This window comes from Chitinivorax sp. B (genome assembly GCF_005503445.1).
Lineage (GTDB): Bacteria > Pseudomonadota > Gammaproteobacteria > Burkholderiales > SCOH01 > Chitinivorax.
Genome location: NZ_SCOH01000004.1, coordinates 59,404 through 85,978, shown reverse-complemented (window position 1 = coordinate 85,978; position 26,575 = coordinate 59,404). Strand labels below are relative to the sequence as shown.

Sequence of the window (26,575 nt, the reverse complement as noted above, 5' to 3'; positions counted from 1 at the left end):
AGGCAGGTATTGAACCTGCCTGTATTGGTTCGGCTTAAAGCAGAAATGCTGTTGCGAGACCAAGAAATATGAAGAAGCCCATACTGTCAGTCGTCGCAGTCAGTAGCACACTTGAGCCAAATGCGGGGTCACGCCCCATTTTGTGCATGGTTAGCGGAACAAAAATGCCGACCAATGCTGCAACCTGGAAGTTGAGTACCATGGCGGCCATCATCACAAGTCCTAGCGATACCTGTTTGTAAAGCAGCCAAGCAATAAAACCCATGACACTGCCCCAAACCAGGCCATTAAGCAATGCAATACCCAATTCTTTGATGATCAGGCGGCGGGCATTGCTGGCATTGATCTGATTCAGCGCCAGGCCACGAATGATTAAGGTTGACGTCTGATTACCTGTGTTGCCGCCAATTCCGGCAACAATGGTCATCAAGGTAGAAAGCGCTACCAGACTACTGATGGTATTTTCAAATGCGCCAATCACCCGTGACGCAACAAAGGCGGTGCAAATGTTGATGGCCAGCCAGGGCCAACGGTTTTTGGCGGATGCCCACACCGACGAGAACAGATCCTCGTCCTCTCGCAGACCTGCGAGGTTCAACATCTCATTTTCGGTTTCTTCACGAATCACGTCGACCATCATGTCCACGGTCAGCCGGCCGATCAATTTGCCGCCACGGTCTATTACCGGCGCCGAGATCAGGTCATAACGTTCAAAGGCTTGAGCTGCATCACCTGCATCTTCCTCCGGGTGAAAGGTGACCATATCCTGTGCCATGATTTCAGCTACGGACTTATCTGGATCATTCACCAGCAGGCGTTTGATCGGCAGGATACCCTTCAGCTTCTCGGCTTTGTCGACGACAAACAGTTTGTCGGTGTGATTGGGTAGTTCATCAAATCGGCGCAGATAGCGCAGGACTACTTCCAGTGTGACATCATCGCGGATCGTCACCATCTCGAAGTCCATCATCCCACCAACTTGGTGCTCGTCATAAGAAAGGGCGCTTTGGACTTGCTCACGTTCTTCCTTGTCGAGCGAATCCATCAGCTCATGGACAATTGCTTGTGGCAAATCCGGTGCCAGATCGGCAATTTCGTCTGCATCCAGTTGCTCGGCTGCTGCTAGGATTTCATCGCTATCCATGTGTGCGAGCAAGGTCTCCCGCACGGCATCGGATACTTCGAGCAGGATGTCGCCATCCCGATCAGCCTTGACCATGTCCCATACCAGCAGGCGCTCGTCAACAGGTAGAGCCTCTAGAATGTGCGCAATATCGGCAGGGTGAAGTTGCTCCAGCTTCTGCTGTAGCTCAACCAGGTTTTGACGATGGACGAGAGTTTCGACGAGATCGTGCTTGGGCATGTCCTGCTTGTGGACCAGCCCTTCAACCAGCTTGTGACGTGCAATCAGGCGTTGAACCTGTTGCAGGCTTTCTTGCAGGCTTTCCTGCGGTTTTTGTTCGTTTGCGTTCATGGCGCTCTCTTACCCGGCGAATGCGGGCGGCGAAAAAGAGCGCCCGCGGGTTAGGCTATGTTGATTGCTTGGAGCGTTAAATAGTGACTACTACTGGAGTCCATTGCGTAAGCCTCAAAAAGCCGCATATAGGGGCGCGGCGTCCTGACCGAATTATACATCTGTTTTCCCGATAAACGATTGGGGAAACCGCTTGGAAGCCTGTCTTGCCTGTTTGATGATGTTCAGGGCAGGTCGATACGAATGATTTGATCAGGTCCGGTCCGTTGTGCCTGCCTCAACGCCAGCTGTAACTTATCCAATATGTTGTTGCAAGTGGGTTGGCCATGTTGGAAGTCAACTGCGACTAAGCCCATGCTGGCATGTAGCGGGATGGTTGACTGGTCGATTTCCAATGGGCGGGACAATAGCTGATTACGCACTTTTTCGCCGATTGCTTTGACTCTTTCCCCGCCGGGAGAAGGGAAAATCACCAGAAACTGGGCGCCTTGCCAGTGGCCAATGGCATCGTAGCTGCGGATGGCGTGTCGGATGCGGTCTGCTGCTTCGAACAGTACCGCTTCTGCAACAGCCGCGTCATATTGCGCACGAATGACATCGAACTGATCGAAATTCACCAGCATGGCAGCCAAGGTCCGCTGATCGCGGCTGGCTTTGGCTACTTCGCGCTGCAGGATGTCTTCAATGGCATGGTGATTCCAGGTGCGCAACATAGGGTCGATATAACTTTCACGACGTATTTCATCCAGCTCTGCCAGCAGATCTCGTTGGGTATGCGCCAAATCGCGAACCCAGAGTTCGGTTTCTACCCAATCCACCAAGTCATGCAGTGACTGCAATTCTTCAAGCGACAAGTCTCGCGGCACAATGTCCAGTAACGCGAGTGTTCCTACCGCATATCCTTCATGGTTGAGCAGGGGATGTCCGGCATAAAAACGAATGTCAGGTGGGCCGGTCACCAGCGGGTTTTTTGCAAAGCGCTCATCATTCAGTGTATCCGGGATGATCAGCGTTTGCTGCTGCAGGATGGTATGGCCGCAAAAGGACTGGTTTCTGGGCCAGGTGCGTAGTTTGAATCCTAGTGTGGATTTGAACCACTGGCGTTCACTGTCAATGAGTGAGATGAATGCCATCGGAACATGAAAATGCTGCCGGGCCAGCCTTACGATGCGATCAAATGTGGCGTCGGCCGGTGTATCCAGCAGGTGCATCTGGTAAAGCGATGCCAGCCGTTCGGTCTCATTCGTAGGTAAGGTAGGTGCGACCATGGATCATGCTCACGCAAAATGGCTGCTTCTGATTGTAGTGAACGAATGTAAGGCTTTCTGGGTGAATCGAGTAACTGGTCGCCAACGGCCGACTTATGGCCAGCTTGAGTTCATATGTGTATGTGCGTTGTAGGTAAAAAGCTGGCACTCGTAATGATAGGTCAGCTCTTTGCTTTTGGTGATGACTGCTCCCACTGCCAGTAGGCAATGGTGCGAATGCTATGTGCCAAGGTGAATTGGAATTCGGCGCCGTCCAAAAGCATGGTGAAAGCTGTCGAATCGGCCGTTGATGGCCGTGTGGCATTGTTGGCAGCGACCTTGCTCATCCAGTTGATAGTCCACAATGGCATGCCAATCACGAACAATGACTACAGAATGGCAACTTGGGCAGTAAGTGGTACCGCCCTCGGTATCCACGATGTTGCCTGTGTAAACATATTGCAAGCCGGTTTGCTGTGCGATATTTCTGGCTCGGTACAAGGTAGTTGCTGGTGTTTGCGGCACATTTCGCATCTTGTGGTCTGGATGGAATGCAGTGAAATGGAGTGGCACGGTTGGCCCAAGTTCGCGTGCAATCCACTCGCATTGCGAACTGATTTCCTGGCTGCTGTCATTATGCCCGGGGATCAACAATGTGGTGATCTCCAGCCAGACATTTGTCTCGTGATGCAGGTAGGAGAGAGTATCCAGTACAGGGGTCAATCGGGCCCCACAAAGTTTGACGTAGAACTCGTCGGTAAATCCCTTCAGATCGACATTGGCAGCATCCATTTTGGCGTAGAACGCTTGTCGTGGGGCTTTGTGAATGTAACCTGCAGTGACTGCAACGGTCTGGATCCCAAGATCGTGGCAAGCATCAGCTATATCCATTGCATACTCGGCAAAAATCACCGGGTCGTTATAAGTGAACGCAACGCTGCGACAATGGCTTGCTTGTGCTGCACGGGCGATAGTCGTTGGAGAGGCTGCATCTGCGAGCGTATCCATCTCGCGGGATTTGGAGATATCCCAGTTTTGGCAAAACTTGCAGGCTAGGTTGCAACCAGCGGTACCAAAGCTCAGAACGCTGGATCCAGGGTAAAAATGATTGAGTGGTTTTTTCTCGATGGGATCGATACAAAAACCGGAAGATCGGCCATATGTGGTCAGCACCATCTGGTTGTTCTGCCGCATTCGGACAAAGCAAAGGCCTTGTTGTCCTTCATGAAGTCGACAGTCGCGAGGACACAGGTCACACTGCATGCGGCCATCGTCCAGCATGTGCCAGTATTGGGCGGGATGATGGAGTGTCATTTCAACCTCGATTTCTTGCCGGATCGGCAAACTTTTGTACCTGGTAGCGAAACACCATCAACTGATCCGACCAGAAATCCATCGACCAGCCAGCTTTGCGTTTCAATTGATGGATGAATTCAACGGGCTCGGGTAGCTGCTCCCATACTTGGGGTAAAAAAGTGGCTTGGTGGTCACGATAGCTCAGTGTGACGCCATCGACGCCCGGACGAAGTTTGCGCAACAAATCCATTTCGTCGGTAACAAACATGGGCTCGGCAGGTGTTAGGATTGACACTTCCACCGTCGTATCCGGCCATTCTTCCAGCGACAGCGGTGGGAATCTTGGATCGCGGTGCGCGGCACCAATGGCATTGTGATGGATATCATCGGCTAAAGGACGGTGGGGCTCCAAGCTGCCAATGCAACCACGCAGCGCACCCTGTCGTTTTAGGGTGACAAAGCTGGCACCAGACACTTGCAGTGCTGCTGGAAGTTCGGGTGGATGGCAGGGAAGGCCCAGTGATCCGGCAATGGCTTGTCGGGCCAGGTTCAATACCAATGGGCCATAGGCAGTATCAATCATGATGCTGGCTCAATAAAAGCAAAGGCTGCATAGCCAACAACGCGTTCCTTATCGCCAGCTGTATCGCCAGAATTTCGCATATCCAGCAGATAGGGGGTCAGGAACCGCTGTTTGGCAACCTTCAATAGGCCGCGGATAGGCGTTGCGCCACAGGCTTGTTGGTGATTGATGTTGTCGTTCAGATCCAGAATGGTTTCACAGGTATCATGATCAACCCGTTGAGCCAAGCTGTAAGGCAAGTAATGAGAGAGATCGGAACTGATCACGATCAACGTTTCAGGCCCGCCCCATAACAAATTGATGACTTGTGCTACTTCATCGCTGCTGGCGTCGCCCACTGCCAGTGGTACGAGTGAAAAGTGATCCAGTACGTGCTGTAGGAAGGGTAGGTGAACCTCCAATGAATGTTCCAGTGCGTGCGCGGCAGCGCTGATCTCTACTTGAGGTAGCTCGCAGAGGCGTCGGCAGCTGGACTGATCAATGGGCACAGTACCCAGCGGTGTGGCAAATGCTTCACAACCTGGTAGCGCTAATCCGCGAATCGGTACACGATGGGTTGGCCCAAGCAAAACGACCCGTTCAATTTGTGCGTGAAATGGCCTGAGGGCAGCATAGGCATTCGCAGCTACTGCACCGGAATAGACATAGCCAGCGTGAGGTGCAATGATGGCTTTCGGGTGGGCTGGTAGTACAACATGACGCTCGGCATCCACGATCAAATCATCCACAATGCGCATCAACTGATCGTGCTGCCCAGGATAAAACGCGCCCGCCACAGCGGCCCGACGAACTGCAGACATTGCGACCCCCTCTCACGACAAATGAGCGTCGTTCTGGACTACGTATATTTAGTTGTTTTCATATGCTTCAAGTTTCATTGAAGACAAGAATATGTTGGTCAGCAAGGCAATTGATATCTGCTGGATGCAATGTATTTTTGATTAACATGATGTTTTTATTGGAAAACTGTCCAGATAATCTGGTGTTTCCTAGCAATATCACGTAAAATCCTCGCCCCTTTGCAAGCTTTGTGGATTGTGACCATGTTGTTTCCGACCGAATTTGACGTGATCGTGGTAGGTGGTGGCCATGCTGGCACAGAAGCTGCCTTGGCGGCTGCACGCATGGGCGCAAACACCTTGTTGCTGACTCACAATATTGAGACGCTTGGCCAAATGTCCTGCAATCCGTCCATTGGCGGGATAGGCAAAGGTCATTTGGTCAAGGAAGTGGATGCTTTGGGTGGTGCCATGGCACTGGCTACAGATATGAGTGGTATCCAATTTCGTACTCTGAATTCCTCAAAAGGCCCAGCAGTGCGTGCAACGCGGGCTCAAGCTGACCGTGTGCTATACAAGGCAGCGATTCGCACCATGTTGGAAAATCAGTCCAATCTGACACTGTTTCAACAGGCGGTTGATGACATATTGTTGGATGGTGATCGAGTATCAGGGGTCGTCACGCAGATTGGTATTCACTTTACTGCCCGATCAGTCGTACTGACAGCGGGGACTTTTCTGGGTGGAAAGATCCATGTTGGCCTGGAAAATCATGTCGGTGGTCGTGCGGGTGATCCGGCTTCCATCACGTTGGCCAGCCGGCTGCGGGAGCTACAGCTACCTGTTGGCAGATTGAAAACAGGTACGCCTCCGCGTATTGATGGCCGTACCATTGATTACAGTGTACTGGAAGCGCAGCCTGGTGATGCGCCAGAGCCAGTATTCTCCTATCGTGGTAGCCGCACATTACATCCTAAGCAACTGCCTTGCTGGATTACTCACACCAATGAGCGGACGCACGAGATCATCCGTTCTGGTTTTGATCGTTCGCCGATGTTTACCGGAATCATCGAGGGTGTAGGGCCCAGATACTGCCCATCCATTGAGGACAAAATCAATCGTTTTACCGACAAGAATAGCCACCAGATATTTCTTGAACCAGAAGGTCTGCAAACCAACGAGATCTATCCAAACGGGATTTCGACCTCGTTGCCATTCGATGTTCAACTGGCTGCAGTGCGCTCGATGCAAGGCCTGGAAAATGCGCATATTCTGCGCCCTGGCTATGCCATTGAGTATGACTACTATGACCCGCGTAATTTGAAGTCCAGCTTTGAAACCAAATCCATTCATGGGTTGTTCTTTGCCGGGCAGATCAATGGTACAACCGGGTATGAAGAAGCTGCTGCGCAAGGTCTGTTCGCAGGTATCAATGCTGCTCTGCAAGTGCAAGGGCGTGATCCGTGGTGTCCTGCACGAGATGCCGCCTATCTTGGCGTGTTGGTGGATGATTTGATCACTCGGGGTGTCACCGAGCCATATCGTATGTTTACCAGCCGTGCCGAATTCCGTCTGCAATTGCGTGAAGACAATGCGGATCTCAGGCTGACCGAAATGGGGCGTAAGTTGGGGGTGGTGGGCGACGCGCAATGGGATGCGTTCTGCCGCAAGCGTGATGCCATTGCAACTGAATTCGAACGACTCAAATCTACCTGGGCAAATCCGCGTAATTTGCCGCGTGAGGACGCTGAACGTGTATTGGGGCAAGCCATCGAGCGCGAGTATCGTTTGGCGGATTTGTTACGCCGACCCGGTGTGACTTATGCTCAATTGATGTCCTTGCCGATCGCTGGTGTGGGTGTTGTGGATCCAGAGGTTGCGGAACAGGTCGAGATTCAGGTCAAATACGAGGGCTACATCAATCGTCAGGCCGATGAAGTCGCCCGCAGAGAAGGGCTTGAGCATGTCAAGCTACCTGAGGATATCGACTACACACAAGTCAAAGGTTTGTCGAAAGAAGTTCAGCAGAAGCTCAATACGCATCGCCCGGAAACGTTGGGCCAAGCCTCGCGTATCTCGGGCATCACGCCGGCCGCTATTGGTCTGCTGTTGATCCATCTCAAACGCGGTTTTGACGAATCAGGAAAGAAATCCGCATGATACTTGCCGACCAATTGGCACAAGGTATCGCCGAGTTAGGCCTTGAGCTGTCCGAAGATGTGCAGCGCAAGCTGCTTGATTACCTGGCCTTGCTTGAAAAATGGAATAAAGTCTATGCATTGACCGCGATACGGGATCATGCTCGTATGGTCAGCCACCACTTGCTGGATTGTCTGGCTGCATTACCGTATGTGCGGGCTAAAAATGTGTTGGATGTCGGATCTGGGGGGGGGCAGCCAGGGATAGTCTGGGCCATTGCCCGACCGGATTGGTCGCTGACGTTACTCGATAGTAACCATAAGAAAACGACTTTTCTTCGTCAGGCGGTGATTGACCTGGGGCTTAATAATGTCACGGTGGTGACAGGCCGGGTCGAAGCGCTGACGGTGGAGGAGCCGTTCGATGTGATTACCTCTCGCGCATTTTCTGATCTGAATGATTTCATTCGTCTAAGTCGAGCTTTAGTGGCGGACGATGGTTGTTGGATTGCGATGAAAGGTGTCCACCCTTACGAAGAAATCGCTTTGCTACCAAAAGACATTATCTTAAAGAACGTTACGCCGCTTCACATCCCAGGGTTGGATGCCGAGCGTCATCTGGTGATCATGCAGGCGGTGTCCAATGCTTAGAATCATTGCCATCACCAATCAAAAAGGTGGAGTTGGTAAAACAACAACAGCCGTTAATCTGTCCGCCAGCCTGGCTTCTATCGGTAAGCGAGTGTTGCTGGTGGATCTTGACCCACAGGGTAATGCCACCATGGGGAGTGGTGTGGCAAAGGGGCAACTGCCTCTGTCTGTGTACCACGTGTTGTTGGGTGGGGCGGATATACGCACAGCCCTGCATCGCTCTGAGGGTGGGGACTTTGATGTACTGCCGGCCAATCGGGAGTTGGGAGGGGCGGAGATTGAATTGGTTGACTTAGAGGGGCGGGAGACTCGTCTAAAGCGCGCTCTTGAACCATTACATGCAGATTACGACTTCGTGCTTATCGATTGTCCACCAGCCTTGAACTTGCTGACGCTGAATGGCTTGGTGGCAGCTGAGCGGGTGATGATTCCCATGCAGTGTGAATACTACGCACTGGAAGGACTGACGGATCTGATCAATACCCTTCGCAAGGTTCGTCAAAGTTTGAATGCACAAATCGAAATTGAAGGCTTGCTGCGTACAATGTATGACTCACGTAGCACTTTGGCTCAGCAGGTTGCAGAGCAACTGAAGCAGCATTTCGGCGACAAGGTCTATGACACGGTCATTCCGCGTAATGTTCGTCTTGCTGAAGCGCCGAGTCACGGTTTGCCAGCATTGGCTTATGACAAAGGGTCAAGAGGTGCGCAAGCCTATCTTGCGTTGGCGGAAGAAATCCTGCGAAAAGCGCCTGTTGGCGCAGCAACAGTTGGCTGATACCCATGGTTAAACTAAAAGGGCTTGGGCGCGGCCTGGATGCGCTCCTTGGTGAAACTCGGGTGGATGTGCCGGCTGAGCAGTTACTCAATCTGCAAATTGACCAACTCAAGCCAGGCAAATATCAACCTCGTACGCGGATGGATCAGGTGGCACTAGCCGAGCTAGCGGCATCAATTAAGTCGCAGGGCTTGATGCAGCCTATCTTGGCGCGTCTGCTGGTATCCGGGGGGTATGAAATTATTGCCGGTGAGCGTCGTTGGCGTGCGGCCAGAATGGCCGGGTTAATGCACGTGCCGGTTGTAGTAAGGGTTGTGGCTGATGAGGCTGCGCTTGCCATGGCGTTGATTGAAAATATCCAACGAGAAGATCTCAATCCATTGGAAGAAGCTTTGGGTATTCAGCGTCTGGTTGATGAGTTTGGTATGACGCACGAATCTTGCGCGCAAGTGCTTGGCCGTTCTCGCAGTGCCGTATCCAATTTGTTGCGATTACTCAATTTACCAGAGCCGGTTCGTGACTTGGTGTCCGAAGGGCTGTTGGATATGGGACATGCGCGCGCGTTGCTCAGTCTGCCGATAATGCAGCAAATTGATGTGGCACGACAGATAGCTGAGAAAGGCATGTCGGTGCGCGATACCGAGCGTTTGGTTCAGCACTTGTTGGAGCCTATTGCTGAGCGCGAAAAGCCAATAGCGGATCCAGACGTGCTGCGCCTGGAGGAAGAGATTTCCGAGCGTATTGGTACCAAGGTTCGCATTCAATCCGGCCGGCGTGGGGCGGGTAAAATTACCATCGAATATGGCTCACTGGATCAATTGGATGGATTGTTGGAGCGATTGCGTTAAGACTTTTCTTGAGCTGAATATTCGTTGTTACAATCGGATATCAAGTTTCTGTGCTGATGTAGTCATATCCGGAATGGCTTTCCGAACATTCTAATATCAAAAAGCACTGATAAATCAACCCTGATGCGGTTGCGTGGCGATCATCGTGTTGACTATTAAGACTTTTCATGACTACAATCGACAGGTTTGTTAAGGCCAGGTTCCGCTCTTGAATCACCAAGTTCGTCGGGTTGTCAGCTTGCAACTCATGTTTGTAAGTTTGCTGACCTTCTTTCTATGGTGGCTGGCGGGCAAGGGTACTGCGCTGTCCTCACTGATTGGTGGGGCGATCGGCGTGGGGTCCAGCTTGGTTTATGCGGTCGTGGCATATGGCGGTCGCAATCGTGCGCCTCAAGTGATTGTCAGGGCGCATTTTGCTGCAGAAATGCTCAAGTTCACTGCTGTCGTGATTTTGTTCGCGCTGGCGGTGATTTTTTTGAGAAACAACTTGTCCGCGCCCGCATTGTTCGGGGGGTATCTGGCGACAACGCTTGGATACTGGGTGGCGCTCATGTTCAAAAACTAGTGGTTGAAAATAATGTCGGCAGAACACGCACAAGCACCTGCAAACGCAACCGAGTACATCAAGCACCACTTAACCTTCCTGCAGTCTCATGGTGAAGGTTTTTGGCGCTTCAATTTGGATACATTCTGGATTGGTCTGTTCCTCGGCTTTATCTTTTTATTCATTTTTGGTTTGGTGGCTCGCCGTGCAACATCTGGTGTGCCTGGGCGCTTGCAAAACTTCGTTGAGTTGATTGTCGAAATGGTCGACTCTCAAATCAAGGATGCTTTTCATGCTAAAAGCAAAGTCATTGGTCCTTTGAGTCTCACGATTTTTGTTTGGGTTTTCCTGATGAATTCGATGGACTTCTTGCCGGTTGATTTGTTGCCTAAAGTCGCTGGTTGGTTTGGTGTTCACTATTTGCGTGCAGTACCGACTGCTGACGTGAACCAGACATTTGCTATGTCAATTTCGGTAATGTTCCTGATCATTGGTTTCAGTATCAGTGCCAAGGGTGTTGGTGGCTACACCAAAGAGCTCTTTACGGCGCCATTCCATGCTAGTGGTCCAATGGCAATTGTGCTGGCGCCCATCAATTTCGCATTCCAGATGATCGAATTGGTTGCTAAACCGATCTCGTTGGCACTGCGTCTGTTCGGCAATATGTATGCCGGTGAGCTGATCTTCATTCTGATTGCACTGCTGCCGTGGTGGATTCAGTGGATGTTGGGTGCGCCTTGGGCGATCTTCCACATTCTGGTGGTAACACTGCAAGCGTTTGTATTCATGATGTTAACCATCGTGTATCTGAGCCTGGCGGTAGAGGATCACTAAATTTGAAGCTGTAATCGTTTTTCAAACCCTTTTAGTAACACGTCCTTAATCTAGGAGATATAAATGGAAGCAGCACAACTGATTGCTAACGTACAAGGCCTGACCGTTATCGCCGCCGCCTTCATTATTGGCTTGGCAGCGATCGGTACCGCTCTGGGCTTCGCGATCCTCGGTGGCAAATTCCTGGAATCCTCTGCTCGCCAGCCAGAAATGATCCCTGTACTGCAAACTAAGCTGTTCATTATCGCTGGTCTGTTGGATGCGATCTCCATGATCGGCGTTGGTGTTGCAATGCTGTACACCTTCAACAATCCGTTCCTGAGCCCGATCCTCGCTCGCATCGCTGGCTAATTGAGCCTTAGGTTGGTTCAGTTGGTTTGATAATGATTTAACGAGGAAAAACAACCATGGATATTAATGCATCACTGCTTGGGCAAGCGATTACCTTCGCCCTGCTGGTGATCTTCACCATGAAGTTTGTTTGGCCTCCGCTGACGCAGATGCTGGACGAGCGCGCTAAGCGTATCGCCGATGGTTTGGCTGCTGCAGATCGTGCCAATCAAGATCTGAAGAATGCTGAAAAAGCCGCAGCTGAAAAGTTGCGCGAAGCCAAGCAACAAGCATCCGAAATCATCGCCCAAGCTGAAAAGCGTGCATCTCAACTGATTGACGAAGCGAAAGAAGAAGCGCGTCAAACTGGGGATCGCGAAAAAGCTGCGGTGCTGGCGGAGATCGATCAAGAAGTGTTTCGGGCCAAAGAGGCGCTACGCGCTCAGGTGGCTGGTCTGGCGGTAGCCGGCGCAGAAAAGATTCTGCGCAAGGAAATCGACGCGGCCAAGCATGCCGATCTGTTGGCTTCGATTCAAGCGGAATTGTAAGAATCTCATGGCAGAAATCGTTACAGTCGCTAGGCCTTACGCAGAAGGGCTGTTTCGCCTCGCCAAGGAAAGCAATGCGTTTGCCAAGTGGTCCGACGTGCTAAATGTGTTGGCGGCCGTGGTTGTCCATGACGATATTAAAGAAGTCGTGACCAACCCGAAGTTTTCCGCCAGTCAAGTGAAGTCGTTGTTGTCGGACTTGTTGGGTGACAAGGTAGATGATCAGGTTAAAAATCTGATTACTACCTTGCAAGAAAATGGCCGCCTCGTATTGTTGCCCGAAATTGCGGCGCAGTTTGAGCAGCTGAAATCTGCACTCAACAGCACGGTAGAAGCGCGTGTCGTGTCTGCCTTTCCTCTGGAAGGCGCACAATTGCAAGGCCTTGTTGCGAAGCTTGAGACGCGCTTCAAGCAAAAAGTGGATGCCCAGGTTAGTGTGGATCCCAGCCTTATGGGTGGCGTGCGCATTGAAATTGGTGATGAAATCATCGATGCATCCGTTCGTGGCAAGCTGCAAGCCATGGCGTTCAGGCTTAAGAGTTAGGAGATATCATGCAGTTAAACCCCTCTGAAATCAGTGATCTGATCAAGAGCAAGATCGCCGGCCTGGCTGACGGCGCGGAAAGCCGCACCAAAGGCACCGTGGTCTCGGTCACTGACGGTATCGTCCGCGTCCACGGCCTGTCCGAGGTGATGCAGGGCGAAATGCTGGAGTTCCCGAATAATACATTTGGTCTGGCGCTCAATTTGGAGCGCGATTCCGTAGGTGCGGTAATTCTGGGTGAGTATGAACACATTTCCGAAGGCGATGAAGTCAAATGTACTGGTCGCATTTTGGAAGTGCCCGTTGGTCCAGAGTTGATTGGCCGCGTTGTCAATTCTCTGGGGCAGCCTATTGATGGCAAGGGCCCTATTAATGCTAAGTTGACTAATCCGATCGAAAAGATTGCGCCTGGTGTAATTGCGCGTAAATCGGTTGGCCAGCCAATGCAAACTGGCTTAAAGGCTATTGATGCGATGGTACCGGTTGGTCGTGGTCAACGTGAGTTGATCATTGGTGACCGTCAAACAGGTAAAACAGCTGTTGCGCTGGATACCATCATCAATCAGAAAGATACCGGCGTAATTTGTATTTACGTTGCGATTGGCCAGAAGGCATCTTCGATTGCGAACGTTGTACGCAAGCTGGAAGAGCACGGCGCGATGGGACATACCATCATCGTTGCATCGTCCGCTTCTGAGTCTGCTGCAATGCAGTTTATTTCTGCATATTCTGGTTGCACCATGGGTGAGTACTTCCGTGATCGTGGTCAGGATGCGTTGATTGTTTATGACGATCTGTCCAAGCAAGCGGTTGCTTATCGCCAGATTTCGTTGCTGCTACGCCGTCCGCCGGGTCGTGAAGCGTACCCTGGGGACGTATTCTACTTGCACTCCCGCTTGTTGGAGCGTGCAGCACGTGTTAATGAAGAATATGTTGAGAAATTCACCAATGGTGAAGTGAAGGGCAAAACAGGGTCGTTGACCGCGTTGCCAATCATTGAAACCCAAGCTGGTGACGTTTCTGCTTTCGTACCGACCAACGTAATTTCGATTACTGACGGCCAGATCTTCTTGGAAACGGACCTGTTCAACTCCGGTATCCGTCCTGCGATCAACGCGGGTATCTCGGTTTCCCGTGTAGGTGGTGCAGCACAGACCAAGGCGATCAAGAAGTTGTCAGGTGGTATTCGTACTGACTTGGCGCAATATCGTGAATTGGCTGCGTTTGCCCAATTTGCTTCTGATTTGGACGATGTAACACGCAAGCAGCTTGAGCGTGGCCGTCGTGTAACCGAATTGATGAAGCAAGGTCAATACCATCCGCTCAAAGTGTCTGAAATGACACTCACGTTGTTGGCAGTCAACAAGGGCTACTATGACGATATCCCGGTTGAAAAAGCGCTGGCATTCGAATCTGCTTTCCGCTCCTATGCACGTGCCAATCTGGCTGATGTGTTGAAGCGCGTTGATGAAACCGGCGAATTGTCCGGTGACGACGAGAAGAAAGCATGCGCTGCGATCGAATCGTTCAAAGCAAGCTCGGCTTATTAATCGAAACATTGCTTTGGATAGGTTCTGATCATGGCTAGCGGAAAAGAGATACGCAACAAGATCAAGAGCGTGCAAAACACGCAAAAGATCACGCGTGCCATGGAGATGGTTGCGGCGTCCAAAATGCGTAAGGCCCAAGATCGTATGAAAGCGATCCGGCCTTATGGTGAGAAAGTGCGTCGTGTTGCGGCGCATCTTTCTCAAGCATTTCAGGATTATCAGCATCCGTTCTTCTCTGTACGCGAAACGGTCAAGCGTGTTGGTTTGATCGTCGTGACCTCGGATAAAGGCTTGTGCGGTGGTTTGAATACCAACGCCTTGCGTATCACGGTCAACAAGATGAAAGAATGGAGCCAAGCGGGTGTGCAAGTCGACGTTACCACAATCGGTGGTAAGGGTTTCGGCTTTATGCAGCGCATGGGTGCCAACGTCGTGTCGCATGTCGCCGGTCTCGGTGATGCGCCGCACATGGAATCGTTGATTGGTCCGGTCAAGGTTCAGGTCGATGCCTTCTTGGAAGGTAAAATCGACGAGCTTCACATTGTCTACAACCATTTCATCAATACGATGAAGCAAGAGCCGGTTGTTGAACAAGTGTTGCCGATCCGTGGCGAAAAACTTGGTGATCGTGAGCATGCTTGGGATTACCTTTACGAGCCCGATCCGAAGACCGTTGTCGAGCAATTGTTGTTACGTTATATCGATGCCTTGGTGTATCAGGGGGTAGCAGAGAATATGGCGTCGGAACAAAGTGCTCGGATGGTGGCTATGAAGGCTGCCTCTGACAATGCCGGTAATATCATCGACGAATTGAAGCTGGTCTATAACAAGACTCGCCAAGCCGCCATTACGAAAGAATTGGCGGAAATCGTCTCCGGTGCGGCAGCGGTATAAGCGCAGATCGCCAATAGGTAACCGTATTTAACGTTTTAGGAAGCAACGATGAGCCAAGGTAAAATCGTTCAGATCATCGGCGCTGTCGTCGACGTGGAATTTCCTCGCGATGCTATGCCGAAGGTCTATGACGCACTGAAGTTGGCCGAAGGCGATCTGACGCTGGAAGTACAGCAACAGCTCGGCGACGGCGTGGTCCGTACCATTGCGATGGGTTCCACGGATGGTATCAAGCGCGGCACAGTTGTTAACAATACTGGAGCCCCGATTTCGGTTCCAGTAGGTACAGCTACGCTGGGTCGTATCATGGACGTTTTGGGTAATCCCGTTGATGAAGCCGGCCCTGTTGAGGCTGACTCTAAATGGTCGATCCACCGTAAGGCGCCAGCTTTTGACGAGCTGAGCTCTGCGACTGAATTGCTGGAAACTGGTATCAAGGTAATTGACTTGCTGTGCCCATTTGCAAAGGGCGGTAAGGTAGGTCTGTTCGGTGGTGCCGGTGTCGGTAAGACCGTAAACATGATGGAACTCATCAACAACATCGCGAAGGCACACTCCGGTCTGTCTGTATTCGCTGGTGTAGGTGAGCGTACTCGTGAAGGTAACGACTTCTACCATGAAATGAAGGACTCGAACGTCCTTGATAAAGTAGCAATGGTATATGGTCAGATGAACGAACCACCAGGTAACCGCCTACGTGTTGCGTTGACTGGCTTGACCATGGCTGAATACTTCCGTGATGAGAAGGATGCCTCCGGTAAAGGTCGTGACGTATTGTTGTTCGTAGACAACATTTATCGTTACACCTTGGCAGGTACTGAGGTATCAGCTTTGTTGGGTCGTATGCCTTCTGCGGTAGGTTACCAGCCAACATTGGCGGAAGAAATGGGTCGCTTGCAAGAGCGTATTACATCAACTAAGACTGGCTCGATTACTTCGATCCAAGCGGTTTATGTACCTGCAGATGATTTGACCGACCCATCGCCTGCCACAACATTTGCTCACTTGGATGCTACGGTTGTTCTGTCTCGTGACATTGCTGCATTGGGTATTTATCCGGCGGTTGACCCGCTGGATTCGACTTCTCGTCAGCTAGATCCGTTGGTGGTTGGTGAAGAGCATTACAATGTGGCTCGTGGTGTTCAGTCTACATTACAACGTTACAAAGAGCTGCGCGACATCATTGCGATTCTGGGTATGGACGAACTGTCACCGGAAGATAAGTTAATTGTGGCACGTGCTCGTAAGATTCAGCGTTTCTTGTCCCAACCATTCCACGTTGCAGAAGTATTTACCGGCTCACCTGGTAAATATGTATCCCTCAAAGATACGATCAAAGGCTTCAAGGGCATCATCAGTGGCGATTACGATCATCTGCCAGAGCAGGCGTTCTACATGGTCGGTACCATTGATGAAGCTACCGAAAAAGCTAAGACCCTGCAGTAATCGTACCTGTACTTACTAGGAGGGATCATGGCGATGACGATGCATGTAGATGTGGTAAGCGGCGAAGAGTCGATTTATTCCGGAACGGCCGAATTTTTGGTTGCCCCGGCTGAAGGCGGCGAGCTCGGTGTTTATCCACGTCACGCACCGCTCTTGGCAATGATCAAGCCGGGGCCGGTACGAATCGTACCGGCTAATGGCGCGGGCGAAGAAGTTTTCGTTTTCGTGTCTGGCGGCATGATTGAGGTTCAACCGCATGTGGTAACAATCCTTGCCGATACCGCTGTACGTGGTGGTGATTTGGATGAAGCCAAAGCGTTGGAAGCCAAGAAACGAGCCGAAGAAGCATTGACGAATCGTTCTGCTAATCTGGATTATGCCAAAGCCCAGGCTGAATTGGCCGAAGCTGTGGCACAGTTGGCTGCGATTCAGAAGTTGCGCAAGAAAGGTCATTAAGTCCTGTGCGCAAGCAAGTAGCACCAAACGCAAAAGGCAGCCTTCGGGTTGCCTTTTTTATTGCTCGTATCAGCAAATCAGAATTTTATGATAAATAAATATATGGCTCTGTCATGTGTTATTCTTGCGGCAGGCAAGGGTAAGCGCATGTATTCCGATCTACCCAAAGTACTTCATGCTATCGCTGGTCGACCCATGCTACGTCATGTGGTCGATACGGCAATGACGTTGAATCCAGAACAACTATGTATTGTCTATGGTCATGGTGGCGATTTGGTGCGGGAAGCACTTGCTGATGTGAGTTGTGAATGGGCATTGCAAGATCAGCAACTGGGTACTGGTCATGCAGTCCAGATGGCATTGCCAGCTCTTCCTGAGACTGGATCGACGTTGGTGCTTTATGGTGACGTGCCCTTGATTCGTCTTATAACCTTGCAGCAAATGTTGGATGCAGGTCAGGGTGACAAGATGGTATTGCTGACGGATATTGTCGATGATGCCACCGGATATGGCCGTATTGTGCGTGACGCTGATCAACGGGTAATTAGTATTGTTGAAGAGAAGGATGCATCGGAGGCCGAGCGACATATCCGAGAAATCAATACAGGTATTATGCTTTTGCCAAACAAGCATTTACATCAGTGGCTTGGTCGTCTATCCAATCAAAACGCACAAGGTGAATACTATCTGACTGATGTGGTGGGTATGGCAGTAGCAGACGGTGTGGAGATTGCTACTGTGAATCCTGCTCACAGCTGGGAAACTTTTGGTGTGAATAGCAAAGTTCAGCTTGCAGAGTTAGAGCGTATTCATCAGTTGGAGTTGGCGGATCGTCTGTTGCAACAAGGTGTGACGCTGCTTGACCCTGCCAGGGTTGATATTCGTGGTCAATTGGAAATTGGGCGCGACGTTATCATTGATGTCAACTGTGTGTTTGAAGGTAAGGTAGTGCTGGGTGACCGTGTTCGCGTTGGGCCGAATACGGTTATCAAAGATGCTGAGATTGCAGCGGACACCCAAGTGGCCGCATTCAGCCATATAGAGAATGCGCGTGTTGGCGCAGATAGTCGGATTGGCCCGTTTGCACGTTTGCGCCCAGGCGCACACCTTGCCAGTGGCGTTCACATTGGTAATTTTGTCGAAATCAAGAAGTCAGAAATCGGCGAAGGATCCAAGGTCAATCACCTTAGCTATGTGGGTGATGCCATGATTGGCAAGGGTGTTAATGTTGGTGCGGGTACCATTACTTGTAACTATGATGGTGTCAACAAGCACAATACGGTCATAGAAGATGGCGCATTTATTGGATCAGGATCCATGTTGGTTGCCCCTGTTGTTGTTGCCAAAGGAGCGACTATTGGCGCTGGTTCTACCATCACGCGCCATGCTCCCGAAGATCAATTGACCTTGGCTAGAGCCCGACAAATTTCGATCCCGGCCTGGAAACGGCCAGCGAAAGACAAGATAGACTAACTGTAAATGACGGGGCAAAAGGCCCTGCAGGAGCGATTTAAGATGTGCGGAATCGTGGGAGCTATTGCTCAACGTAACGTAGTGCCCATTCTGGTAGAAGGGCTGAAACGACTGGAATACCGGGGTTATGATTCAGCTGGCGTTGCTGTCTTGGATGGCGAAATCAAACGCGTGCGCCGAGTTGGGCGGGTTGCGGAGATGGAGGCTGCAGCCGGTGAAATCAACTTATCGGGTTTAATGGGGATTGGACATACTCGTTGGGCGACACACGGTGGTGTAACTGAACCGAATGCACATCCGCATGTTTCGGGTGACCTGATTGCGGTTGTTCATAATGGCATCATTGAAAATCATGATGAAAAACGCCAGGAGCTCAAGGCAAAGGGCTATCGATTCGAGTCTCAAACAGATACCGAAGTCATCGCTCATTTGGTCCATTACTACTATACCCAGCAGCGTAATTTGTTTGCTGCAGTGCAGAAGGCGGTATCAGAGCTGGTGGGTGCTTTTGCTATTGCAGTAATGGCAAAGGATCAGCCAGAAGTTATGGCTTGCGCAAGGATGGGTTGCCCATTGCTGATTGGTTTGGGTGAGGGGGAGAACTTTGTTGCGTCTGATGTTTCAGCCATCATTTCAGCTACACGTCGCGTAATCTTCCTGGAAGAAGGTGATGTGGCTGAGCTGCGTCGAGACCAAGTGGTCATTTTGGACAAGGATCGTGCCCCTGCGGATCGCAAAGTGCATGTAAGCGATGTATCCCTCGCTTCACTTGAGCTTGGTCCATATAGCCATTTCATGCAGAAAGAAATCCACGAGCAACCTAAAGCGTTATCCGACACGATTGAGCCGCTACTTGAGGCAGGTTTTGCACCAGAGTTGTTTGGTGACAATGCTGCTGACATGCTCAGCAAAGTAGAGGGTGTGCTGATTCTTGCATGTGGTACCAGTTACTACGCTGGTTCTGTTGCTCGCTACTGGCTGGAATCGATTGCCAAGGTACCTTGTCAAGTAGAAATTGCCAGTGAGTACCGCTACCGTGACGCTGTGGCCAACTCTAATTGGCTGGTTGTGACTATTTCACAGTCAGGTGAAACATTGGATACGATGGAAGCGCTGAAATATGCGAAGTCAATCGGTCATAACAAAACACTGTCGATCTGCAATGTGCGTGAGAGTGCTATTCCACGAGCGTCTGATCTGGTGTTCTACACGCGTGCTGGCGCAGAAATTGGTGTAGCTTCGACAAAAGCATTTACGACTCAGCTGTTGGCTTTGTTTGCGTTGACCGTCACACTGGCGAAGATGAAGCAATGTTTGACTGTGGAGCAGGAGCACAGCTATTTGGACGCCCTGCGGCACTTACCAGGCAGCGTACAGCATGCGCTTAATCTTGAGCCGCAAATTAAAATCTGGGCAGAGCGTTTCTCACCAAAAGAACATGCACTGTTCTTGGGGCGTGGCGTACATTATCCGATTGCACTGGAAGGTGCACTGAAGCTGAAGGAAATTTCCTACATTCATGCAGAGGCCTATCCGGCAGGGGAGCTCAAGCATGGCCCATTGGCATTGGTAGACGATAATATGCCTGTAGTTGTGATTGCGCCCAATGACGCCCTGTTGGAAAAGGTGAAATCTAATATGCAGGAAGTCCGTGCTCGTGGTGGTGAACTGTTTGTGTTTGCTGATTTGGATAGCCATTTCAGTGAATCCGAGGGGGTGCATGTCATCCGTACACCACGTCATGTGGGTGTTTTGAGCCCGGTTGTGCATGCCGTGCCAGTTCAGCTACTTGCTTATCATGCTGCGCTACAGCGTGGCACAGATGTTGATAAACCACGTAATTTGGCAAAAAGTGTCACTGTGGAGTAAATGGTTTATCACCATTTAATGGTGTACGTTGAGCAAGGGTTGTCGATCAAATAATGATTATCCCGTCAACTGTTGGTCAAAATGAAATGGGTCGCTTTGGCGGCCCATTTTACATTTCATCTATTGATTGTGATGAGTTTGTCATCGTGACGCTGGGAAGCCAGCTAAATTATGAAGTGATGAGAATGAATACAAGCAATCTCGGATACAGCTCGAAGTGGGTGTAGTGGTAACGGGCATGCCTAATTTCAATTTGGATGGTTGCCTAGATGTGTATGTATTTATACGAAAAATTTAAATAGATGTGTCTGGAAAAAGCATAGGCAGCCCGGTTCAGACAGCCCTATGCTTAAAGAGATATAGGTCATCTGATCAGCTCTAAAAGTCTATTCAAAGTTTTATTACACAACTGCAATCCGTGCTCAATGTTCTCGTGTGTCACGCCTGCATTCCGGTTTTTGTGTTGTGTTTTACCACTGCTAGTGGACAAGGCGGGATCGAACTTGCCAATGGCATCCCAAGCTATGGCTTTTGCATGTCTGGCATGCGAGCTTTTGTGTAGGACAAGCACACTTTCACCACTAAAGTACGCTTTGGGCATAAATCAGCTGAGGATTTTAGGTGCTGTATCCTACTTGGCGATTCACCTCTAGCCTGGCTCCTATGCCAAATGAAAGTTCGATCTCGCCTTGGCTGGTGGATGCTTGTGACAGATCTTGAACAGGTTCTGCTAGACAGTGTTTTTGATTACAGCCTACTTTGTTTGAAATGTGTCTTAGCGCAGTAGATTGCCGCACTGTATTGGCTTGGTACTTCCGTTGCCTATTCAATGGGACATGATCACCGCTTGTCATTATGAGCTTAAATGCACCAGATATTCTGCTGGTAGAAGATAACTCTGCAACTGCGGAGTTGTTTCTATTCGCCTTCAAAGTCAACAAGTCGAACATCATTATCCAGATCGTGCATGACGGTGAGGCTGCACTGGATTACCTTTTGGGAAAAGATGGCTCACCAGACAAGATGTCAATAGCCTTGCCCCGACTTGTGTTGCTTGATCTTCACATGCCTCGTCTTGATGGATTTCAAGTACTTGCGCGTTTACGGGCGGATCAGCGCACCCAATCATTGCCCGTGCTGATTTTTAGCACATCAGATCTGTCATTGGATAAGAATGAAGTGCACCGTTTGGGTGCTAATGGCTATATACACAAGCCAGTGATGTTCAAGGATATGTGCGCAACGGCCATTCAGCTTGAGCGTGATTGGTTAAATCCTCAAAGCGATACAAACATCCAGTATTTAATGGTTGGGGCTGACAACGCTCAAGTTGTTGCTGATGACAATACGCCAGTCAGCACCTTTGCTGACTTTTTTGTCGGTGGCGGTGAGATGGGGGCGATTATGCGTGCGATGGACTGGTCCAAGACCAAGTTAGGTCCTCTGGAAAACTGGCCAAGTAGCCTTAAGACCATGCTTGGTGTTGTACTTGGTAGTCGTTTTCCCATGTTGTTGTGGTGGGGGCCTGAGTTGCTACACCTATATAATGATGCCTATCGCCCGATATTGCGGGATAAGCACCCTGCGTCACTTGCAGCACCAGCCGCACAAGTTTGGGCTGAAGTGTGGGATGTGGCGGGGCCCATGGCCAGCAGTGTGTTGGCTGGCGGTACAGCTACTTGGACCGAAGACCTGCAGCTATTCATCAACAGCGGGAATATGGCTGAGGAAACATATTTTACTTTCTCGTATAGCCCGGTTCCCGGAGATGATGGTCAGATCGGCGGTCTCCTCAATACTGTTCAGGAGACGACGGTAAAGGTACAAAGCGAGCGCCAGATTCGAATGCTTCATGAATTGGCGGAGCGAGCAGCAGAAGCCAAATCTGAGGATGAAGCATACCGGATTGCCGTTACGGTATTGTCGGGTAATGAACTGGACCTGCCATTTGTACTGCTCTATGCCGTTAACGAAACAGCTGATTGTGCACAGTTAGTGGGGGCGAGCGGCTGGTTCGAAGGCGAAGGTCGGGATATGGTTGCCAGTGTGCCCTTTAGCAAAGCAGCTAACTCAATATCTTGGCCGTTCGCAACTGTTATTCAAACTGCTGCAGAAGTCATTGTTGGGGATGTCACTCGTCGTTTCGGGTCGCTACCGGAAGGCCGCTGGCATGGGCGGGTAGAACAAGCCATTGTGTTACCACTGTCGCTTTCAAACCGATCAATGCCTTATGCATTGCTTGTGGCGGGTATCAGTCCACATCGTCAGCTTGACGAGCGTTATCGCGCTTTTTTCCGCGCGATTGCAGATCAGGTAACGAATGTGATGGCAAATGCTCGTGCATACGAGGCGGAGAAAAAACGTGCAGAAACACTGGCTGAGCTTGACCGTGCCAAAACCACTTTCTTTAGTAATGTCAGTCATGAATTCCGAACACCACTAACCTTAATCCTGGGGCTTGTCGAAGATGCAATGGCCGGCTCACACACGTTGAGTAGTGAAGGTCTTGAGGTTGTACATCGCAATAGTATTCGGTTGCTTCAACTGGTCAACAGCTTATTAGACTTTACCCGTATTGAAGCGGGGCGTTTGCAGCTTACGTTTCAATCGACGGATGTGGCCAAATTGACATTTGAATTGGCGTTTACATTCAGTGCACTTATCGAGCGCGCAGGGATGAAGCTGATAGTCAATTGCCCCCAGTTACCTGAGCCAGTTTATGTGGATCGCGCACAATGGGAAAAGATAGTCCTTAACTTATTGTCGAATGCATATAAATTTACCTATGAAGGAGAAATAGAAGTTTCACTGCATTGGAATGATGGCCAGGTAGAACTTCAGGTCCGTGATACTGGAATTGGCATCCCTGCTCATGAGCTCCCCCATCTCTTCGAACGCTTTCATCGTGTTGAACAAGCACGCGGGCGTAGCTTTGAGGGGACTGGGATAGGCTTGGCGCTGGTACAGGATCTTGTCAATTTGCATGGCGGTACGGTGCGGGTTTCCAGTGTTGAAGGCGAAGGCACCACATTCACAGTCGTGATTCCAGGCGGAGCAGCTCATCTGCTGCCTGGTCAAATTGTTGTGGGCCATGATGCGCCACCAGCGCCAGTTCGGATATCGTCTTATGTACTTGAGGCATCTCATTGGACATCACGCAATTCAGCGAATCAATCCCAGGTAGGGATGGATACCATTGGTTTGGCGGAAACCAAGACAGAGTGGAGTCAGTCATGTTCAATAGCTGACGGACACATTTTGCTGGCTGACGACAATGAAGATATGCGTGAATACCTATGTAGATTGCTGAGCCCCCATTGGAATGTGGAAGCTGTGGGTGACGGTCTATCAGCCTTGGCTAGTGTTCAGGAGAACCCACCGGACTTGATTCTCAGCGATGTGATGATGCCTAGGCTTGATGGCTTCGGGTTATTGCGGGAACTGCGCGGCAATCTGCAGACCCGAACGATTCCAGTAATTCTTCTATCAGCACGGGCCGGAGAGGAGGCGATGCTGGAAGGATTGGACTATGGCGCAGATGATTATCTTGCAAAGCCATTTACCACCTCCGAATTGCTGGCTCGTGTACGTACTCATCTGACCATGGCACGTGCACGTAATGAAATTAATGCCGAGCTTGCACGTGTTAATCAGGAACTTGAAGCATTTAGCCACTCTGTCGCGCACGATTTGCGTGTACCGTTGCGTAGCATTGACGGGTATAGCAGCATGCTGCTGACAGAATATGATGCAATACTAGATACAACTGCTCGGTATTACCTGGGCCAAGTACGGAATGCTGCCCATACGATGGGATTGATGATCAATGATCTGCTGATATTATCTCAGGTGGGCCGAGCCGAGCTGCGTTGTATTCCAGTCAACCTGAGTGTACTGGCTGAAGAAATACTGGAGACGCTACGACGGTATGAACCTGATCGGCATGTTCATACCGAGATTACACCGAATCTGATGGTGCGTGGCGACCCTGGACTGTTACGTATCATGCTCAATAATCTGCTTGGTAATGCTTGGAAGTACACTGGCCGGCAGCCTGCGGCACTTATTGCATTGGGGGTTGTAATGGAAGCAGGCGAGACGATCTATTTTATACGTGATAACGGTGTTGGTTTTGACATGAAGTATGCCCATAAGTTGTTCAATGCATTCCAGCGTTTGCACACGCAAGACGATTTTCCTGGGACTGGTATTGGGCTAGTAACGGTACAACGCGTGTTACATCGGCACGCAGGGCGTATTTGGGCGAAGGCTGCAGTAGATGACGGGGCGACCTTCTATTTCACACTCCCTTGATTTGATTTCCAGTAAATTGGGGCTGACTATTGATTGGATCAAGACTGTTACAGATCAGCCTGTATTCAAAAATTCGTGTTTTATCTGCAACCTTGTTTGTATGGCGAATGGCTGTTATTGCTTGTATGGCTGTCGCTGGCGGCAAATAAAAAAAACAAGCATAGCGCTTGGTTTTTTCACTGGTGGAGGGAGAAGGATTCGAACCTTCGAAGGCTAAGCCGCCGGATTTACAGTCCGGACCCGTTGACCGCTGGGGTAATCCCTCCAAGCGGAGCGCACTTTATATCTCTGCACGGCTATCGTCAAGTTTCATGAGGTTTCACTAGGTTTGGGCTTAGCGGTGTGTGGTTACCGAAAGAGGGGGGTGTGTGCCATTTTTTGGTGAATGGAGGGCGTTTAACAGCTATCTCACCGTAGAATTCAGAATGATGTGGGTATGAATTGATGGCCTCTGCTGTTGATCTTCACTAGGCTATTCATTGAGTCGAGCAACAGACTTCTCGTGCTATCGACATTCAGCTTGTTCCGTGGCATCAAGCAATATTTGTGAGGGTTCGTGTGCACCGTAATCATGCTCATATCATTATTTCCTTGCTGCTGGCAGTACCGATAATTGGGCAGGTTCATGCTGGCTGGTTCTCGACAAAGAACAATGACGACGTCAGTCGATTGACGCCTGACGGTATTGTTCGTCTTACCTTCCTTAATCGGGCGACACTGGGTTTTGACCCAGCAAAGTTGCATATCACCGCAATCTACGAAGCCAGCAAGCCGGACGAGAAGGGGGTGCGCAAGGAAACACGCAAAAGCCGATCGTGTCCAAAGATTCCCGTGCCGTTTGGATGTACTACTCACAAATACCAAATTGTGGTCCAACGATCGGTAGTACTTGACCCTGGCTGGCTAAGTTCCATGGGACCAAGCACCATGGTAATCCGGGTGCCGGAATCACTAGCCGGTCCTGGTGCCTATCGATTGACCGGCCTGCAGCTGCCGTGTTTTGATGAAGCATGCAACCGAGGCATCTATCCGAACGCCATTCCTACATTGACTATGCAATTGCGTACACAACCAGCTTCGAGGTTGGCAGATGCATTGCACATACGTACCACTTTTGCGTCGAGTGTGTTCAGTGCAGCCTACGAAGGAAAACAGTTGGCGCTTGTGCCTGCTGGGGGGAGTCAAGCTGCACTTACCGATTCGTTTCGTAAGGACGAGATACAAAAGTTGCGGGTATTGCAGGATAAGGAGGGGCAATGGCATATCAGTCCAAATGCGCTTATTGAGTTGTTCGGTTTTTACGGCTCCTGCAGTGAACCTTGGGTTGGGGGTGATCCGGAATTGGTTGTCAAGCCGGATCAGCATCCTGACCTGGCATGGGCAAAGCCCTTTGCGGGGGTGGCTCACAGTCGTGTGTACGACTCACCGCAAATGAATCGTCTTGGTGAAATGCAGCCAGTCCACCTTGGCAACTGGACTGGTTGTGTTGCAATCAAGGCTGAGGGTATCCCTGAACAACAGGGGACAAATGAAGAGGTCCGTTATTATGGATTCGAAGAGGGGCGGCTCATCTACCGACGCAGGCAAACTTATAATGGCCGTGTCTCAGCAAGTGAATGGATCGAAATCGATGGGGACAAACGGCCTTTATTTGTCGAACGAAGCGAGTATCGACATGACTTGCAACGTGAAAAGACACTACGCTGGAGCCGCTTGGTTGAAACTGCACTACCAAATCGGAAGCAAGACACCATCTCAGTAGATGTGGCAGCCTTGATCAGGGAGGGAGAGGCGGTCAAAAAAGTTATCGCCCATAGTTTTGTACGACGTTGACCTTTGCTCATGGTTCAGTTGTGAATGGGAAGGGTATGCTGATTCGCTGGTGTATCGACATAGCCGTTCTTGCCACTACTCCCAGATTCATGTCCAGCGGCCGGCATCTCGCCGAGGATGCCGGTGTAATACTTGATAATATAGCG

At 50.5% G+C, this 26,575-nt stretch carries 22 protein-coding genes and 1 tRNA gene; 17 read left to right on the top strand and 6 right to left on the bottom strand.

All coding sequences use genetic code 11. From position 1 onward, the window contains the following. Window positions 1-34 precede the first annotated feature (34 nt). The 5 genes from mgtE to amrB form a co-directional block, all read right to left on the bottom strand. A complete protein-coding gene (gene mgtE, locus FFS57_RS04015) occupies window positions 35-1,474 on the bottom strand; it encodes a magnesium transporter (RefSeq protein WP_137936476.1) in 1,440 nt (479 codons plus the stop codon). A gap of 224 nt (window positions 1,475-1,698) precedes the next feature. Then, entirely contained in the window at window positions 1,699-2,742 is a 1,044-nt protein-coding gene (locus tag FFS57_RS04010; protein ID WP_137936475.1) for a sensor domain-containing diguanylate cyclase, read from the bottom strand. Between the two features lie 219 nt (window positions 2,743-2,961). Next, a complete protein-coding gene (amrS, locus tag FFS57_RS04005; protein WP_137936474.1) occupies window positions 2,962-4,035 on the bottom strand; it encodes an AmmeMemoRadiSam system radical SAM enzyme in 1,074 nt (357 codons plus the stop codon). 1 nt (window position 4,036) lies between these two features. Continuing rightward, entirely contained in the window at window positions 4,037-4,600 is a 564-nt protein-coding gene (amrA, locus tag FFS57_RS04000) for an AmmeMemoRadiSam system protein A (protein ID WP_137936473.1), read from the bottom strand. Beyond that, window positions 4,597-5,400 carry an AmmeMemoRadiSam system protein B gene (gene amrB, locus FFS57_RS03995; RefSeq protein WP_137936472.1) on the bottom strand — a complete coding sequence of 268 codons (804 nt, stop codon included), beginning with the start codon at window positions 5,398-5,400 and terminating at the stop codon, window positions 4,597-4,599. The genes amrA and amrB overlap by 4 nt, the downstream gene beginning before the upstream one ends. Window positions 5,401-5,643: 243 nt before the next feature. On the opposite strand from amrB, the gene mnmG reads away from it, so the two are divergent. From mnmG to FFS57_RS03915, 16 genes are all read left to right on the top strand, one after another. Then, the gene (gene mnmG / locus FFS57_RS03990; RefSeq protein WP_137936471.1) at window positions 5,644-7,539 is read left to right on the top strand and encodes a tRNA uridine-5-carboxymethylaminomethyl(34) synthesis enzyme MnmG; all 1,896 of its coding nucleotides are present in this window, start codon (window positions 5,644-5,646) and stop codon (window positions 7,537-7,539) included. After that, window positions 7,536-8,168 (top strand): 16S rRNA (guanine(527)-N(7))-methyltransferase RsmG, encoded by a 633-nt coding sequence (gene rsmG, locus FFS57_RS03985; RefSeq protein WP_137936470.1) that lies wholly within the window; start codon window positions 7,536-7,538, stop codon window positions 8,166-8,168. The genes mnmG and rsmG overlap by 4 nt, the downstream gene beginning before the upstream one ends. Continuing rightward, window positions 8,161-8,946 (top strand): ParA family protein, encoded by a 786-nt coding sequence (locus tag FFS57_RS03980; RefSeq protein ID WP_137936469.1) that lies wholly within the window; start codon window positions 8,161-8,163, stop codon window positions 8,944-8,946. The genes rsmG and FFS57_RS03980 overlap by 8 nt, the downstream gene beginning before the upstream one ends. A gap of 5 nt (window positions 8,947-8,951) precedes the next feature. Further along, a complete protein-coding gene (locus FFS57_RS03975; RefSeq protein WP_171013597.1) occupies window positions 8,952-9,794 on the top strand; it encodes a ParB/RepB/Spo0J family partition protein in 843 nt (280 codons plus the stop codon). Between the two features lie 208 nt (window positions 9,795-10,002). After that, entirely contained in the window at window positions 10,003-10,359 is a 357-nt protein-coding gene (locus tag FFS57_RS03970) for an ATP synthase subunit I (protein ID WP_137936467.1), read from the top strand. Between the two features lie 12 nt (window positions 10,360-10,371). Further along, complete coding sequence (gene atpB, locus FFS57_RS03965; protein WP_137936466.1) at window positions 10,372-11,172, top strand: F0F1 ATP synthase subunit A; 801 nt, start codon at window positions 10,372-10,374, stop codon at window positions 11,170-11,172. A gap of 63 nt (window positions 11,173-11,235) precedes the next feature. Next, complete coding sequence (atpE, locus tag FFS57_RS03960) at window positions 11,236-11,523, top strand: F0F1 ATP synthase subunit C (RefSeq protein ID WP_137936465.1); 288 nt, start codon at window positions 11,236-11,238, stop codon at window positions 11,521-11,523. Window positions 11,524-11,579: 56 nt separating this feature from the next. Then, a complete protein-coding gene (locus FFS57_RS03955) occupies window positions 11,580-12,050 on the top strand; it encodes a F0F1 ATP synthase subunit B (RefSeq protein ID WP_137936464.1) in 471 nt (156 codons plus the stop codon). A gap of 7 nt (window positions 12,051-12,057) precedes the next feature. Next, window positions 12,058-12,594 carry a F0F1 ATP synthase subunit delta gene (locus tag FFS57_RS03950; RefSeq protein WP_137936463.1) on the top strand — a complete coding sequence of 179 codons (537 nt, stop codon included), beginning with the start codon at window positions 12,058-12,060 and terminating at the stop codon, window positions 12,592-12,594. 8 nt (window positions 12,595-12,602) lie between these two features. Further along, window positions 12,603-14,144 (top strand): F0F1 ATP synthase subunit alpha, encoded by a 1,542-nt coding sequence (gene atpA / locus FFS57_RS03945; RefSeq protein ID WP_137936462.1) that lies wholly within the window; start codon window positions 12,603-12,605, stop codon window positions 14,142-14,144. Window positions 14,145-14,174: 30 nt separating this feature from the next. Next, the gene (gene atpG, locus FFS57_RS03940; protein WP_137936461.1) at window positions 14,175-15,038 is read left to right on the top strand and encodes a F0F1 ATP synthase subunit gamma; all 864 of its coding nucleotides are present in this window, start codon (window positions 14,175-14,177) and stop codon (window positions 15,036-15,038) included. Window positions 15,039-15,086: 48 nt separating this feature from the next. Further along, window positions 15,087-16,484: a F0F1 ATP synthase subunit beta gene (gene atpD / locus FFS57_RS03935; protein WP_137936460.1), complete on the top strand. Its 1,398-nt coding sequence runs from the start codon at window positions 15,087-15,089 to the stop codon at window positions 16,482-16,484. Between the two features lie 27 nt (window positions 16,485-16,511). Continuing rightward, window positions 16,512-16,940, top strand: coding sequence for a F0F1 ATP synthase subunit epsilon (locus FFS57_RS03930; RefSeq protein ID WP_137936459.1), 429 nt, complete (start codon window positions 16,512-16,514; stop codon window positions 16,938-16,940). 108 nt (window positions 16,941-17,048) lie between these two features. Next, window positions 17,049-18,413, top strand: a complete 1,365-nt coding sequence (glmU, locus tag FFS57_RS03925) for a bifunctional UDP-N-acetylglucosamine diphosphorylase/glucosamine-1-phosphate N-acetyltransferase GlmU (protein WP_137936580.1) — start codon at window positions 17,049-17,051, stop codon at window positions 18,411-18,413. Between the two features lie 42 nt (window positions 18,414-18,455). Continuing rightward, on the top strand, window positions 18,456-20,282 hold the full coding sequence (gene glmS / locus FFS57_RS03920; RefSeq protein WP_137936458.1) for a glutamine--fructose-6-phosphate transaminase (isomerizing): 1,827 nt from the start codon (window positions 18,456-18,458) through the stop codon (window positions 20,280-20,282). A gap of 855 nt (window positions 20,283-21,137) precedes the next feature. After that, window positions 21,138-24,596: an ATP-binding protein gene (locus FFS57_RS03915; RefSeq protein WP_137936457.1), complete on the top strand. Its 3,459-nt coding sequence runs from the start codon at window positions 21,138-21,140 to the stop codon at window positions 24,594-24,596. Between the two features lie 180 nt (window positions 24,597-24,776). Here the strand turns inward: FFS57_RS03915 and FFS57_RS03910 are convergent. Beyond that, window positions 24,777-24,862, bottom strand: a tRNA-Tyr gene (locus tag FFS57_RS03910). Window positions 24,863-25,154: 292 nt separating this feature from the next. Here FFS57_RS03910 and FFS57_RS03905 point away from each other — a divergent pair. Next, window positions 25,155-26,429, top strand: a complete 1,275-nt coding sequence (locus FFS57_RS03905; protein ID WP_137936456.1) for a hypothetical protein — start codon at window positions 25,155-25,157, stop codon at window positions 26,427-26,429. Window positions 26,430-26,575: the final 146 nt, after the last annotated feature.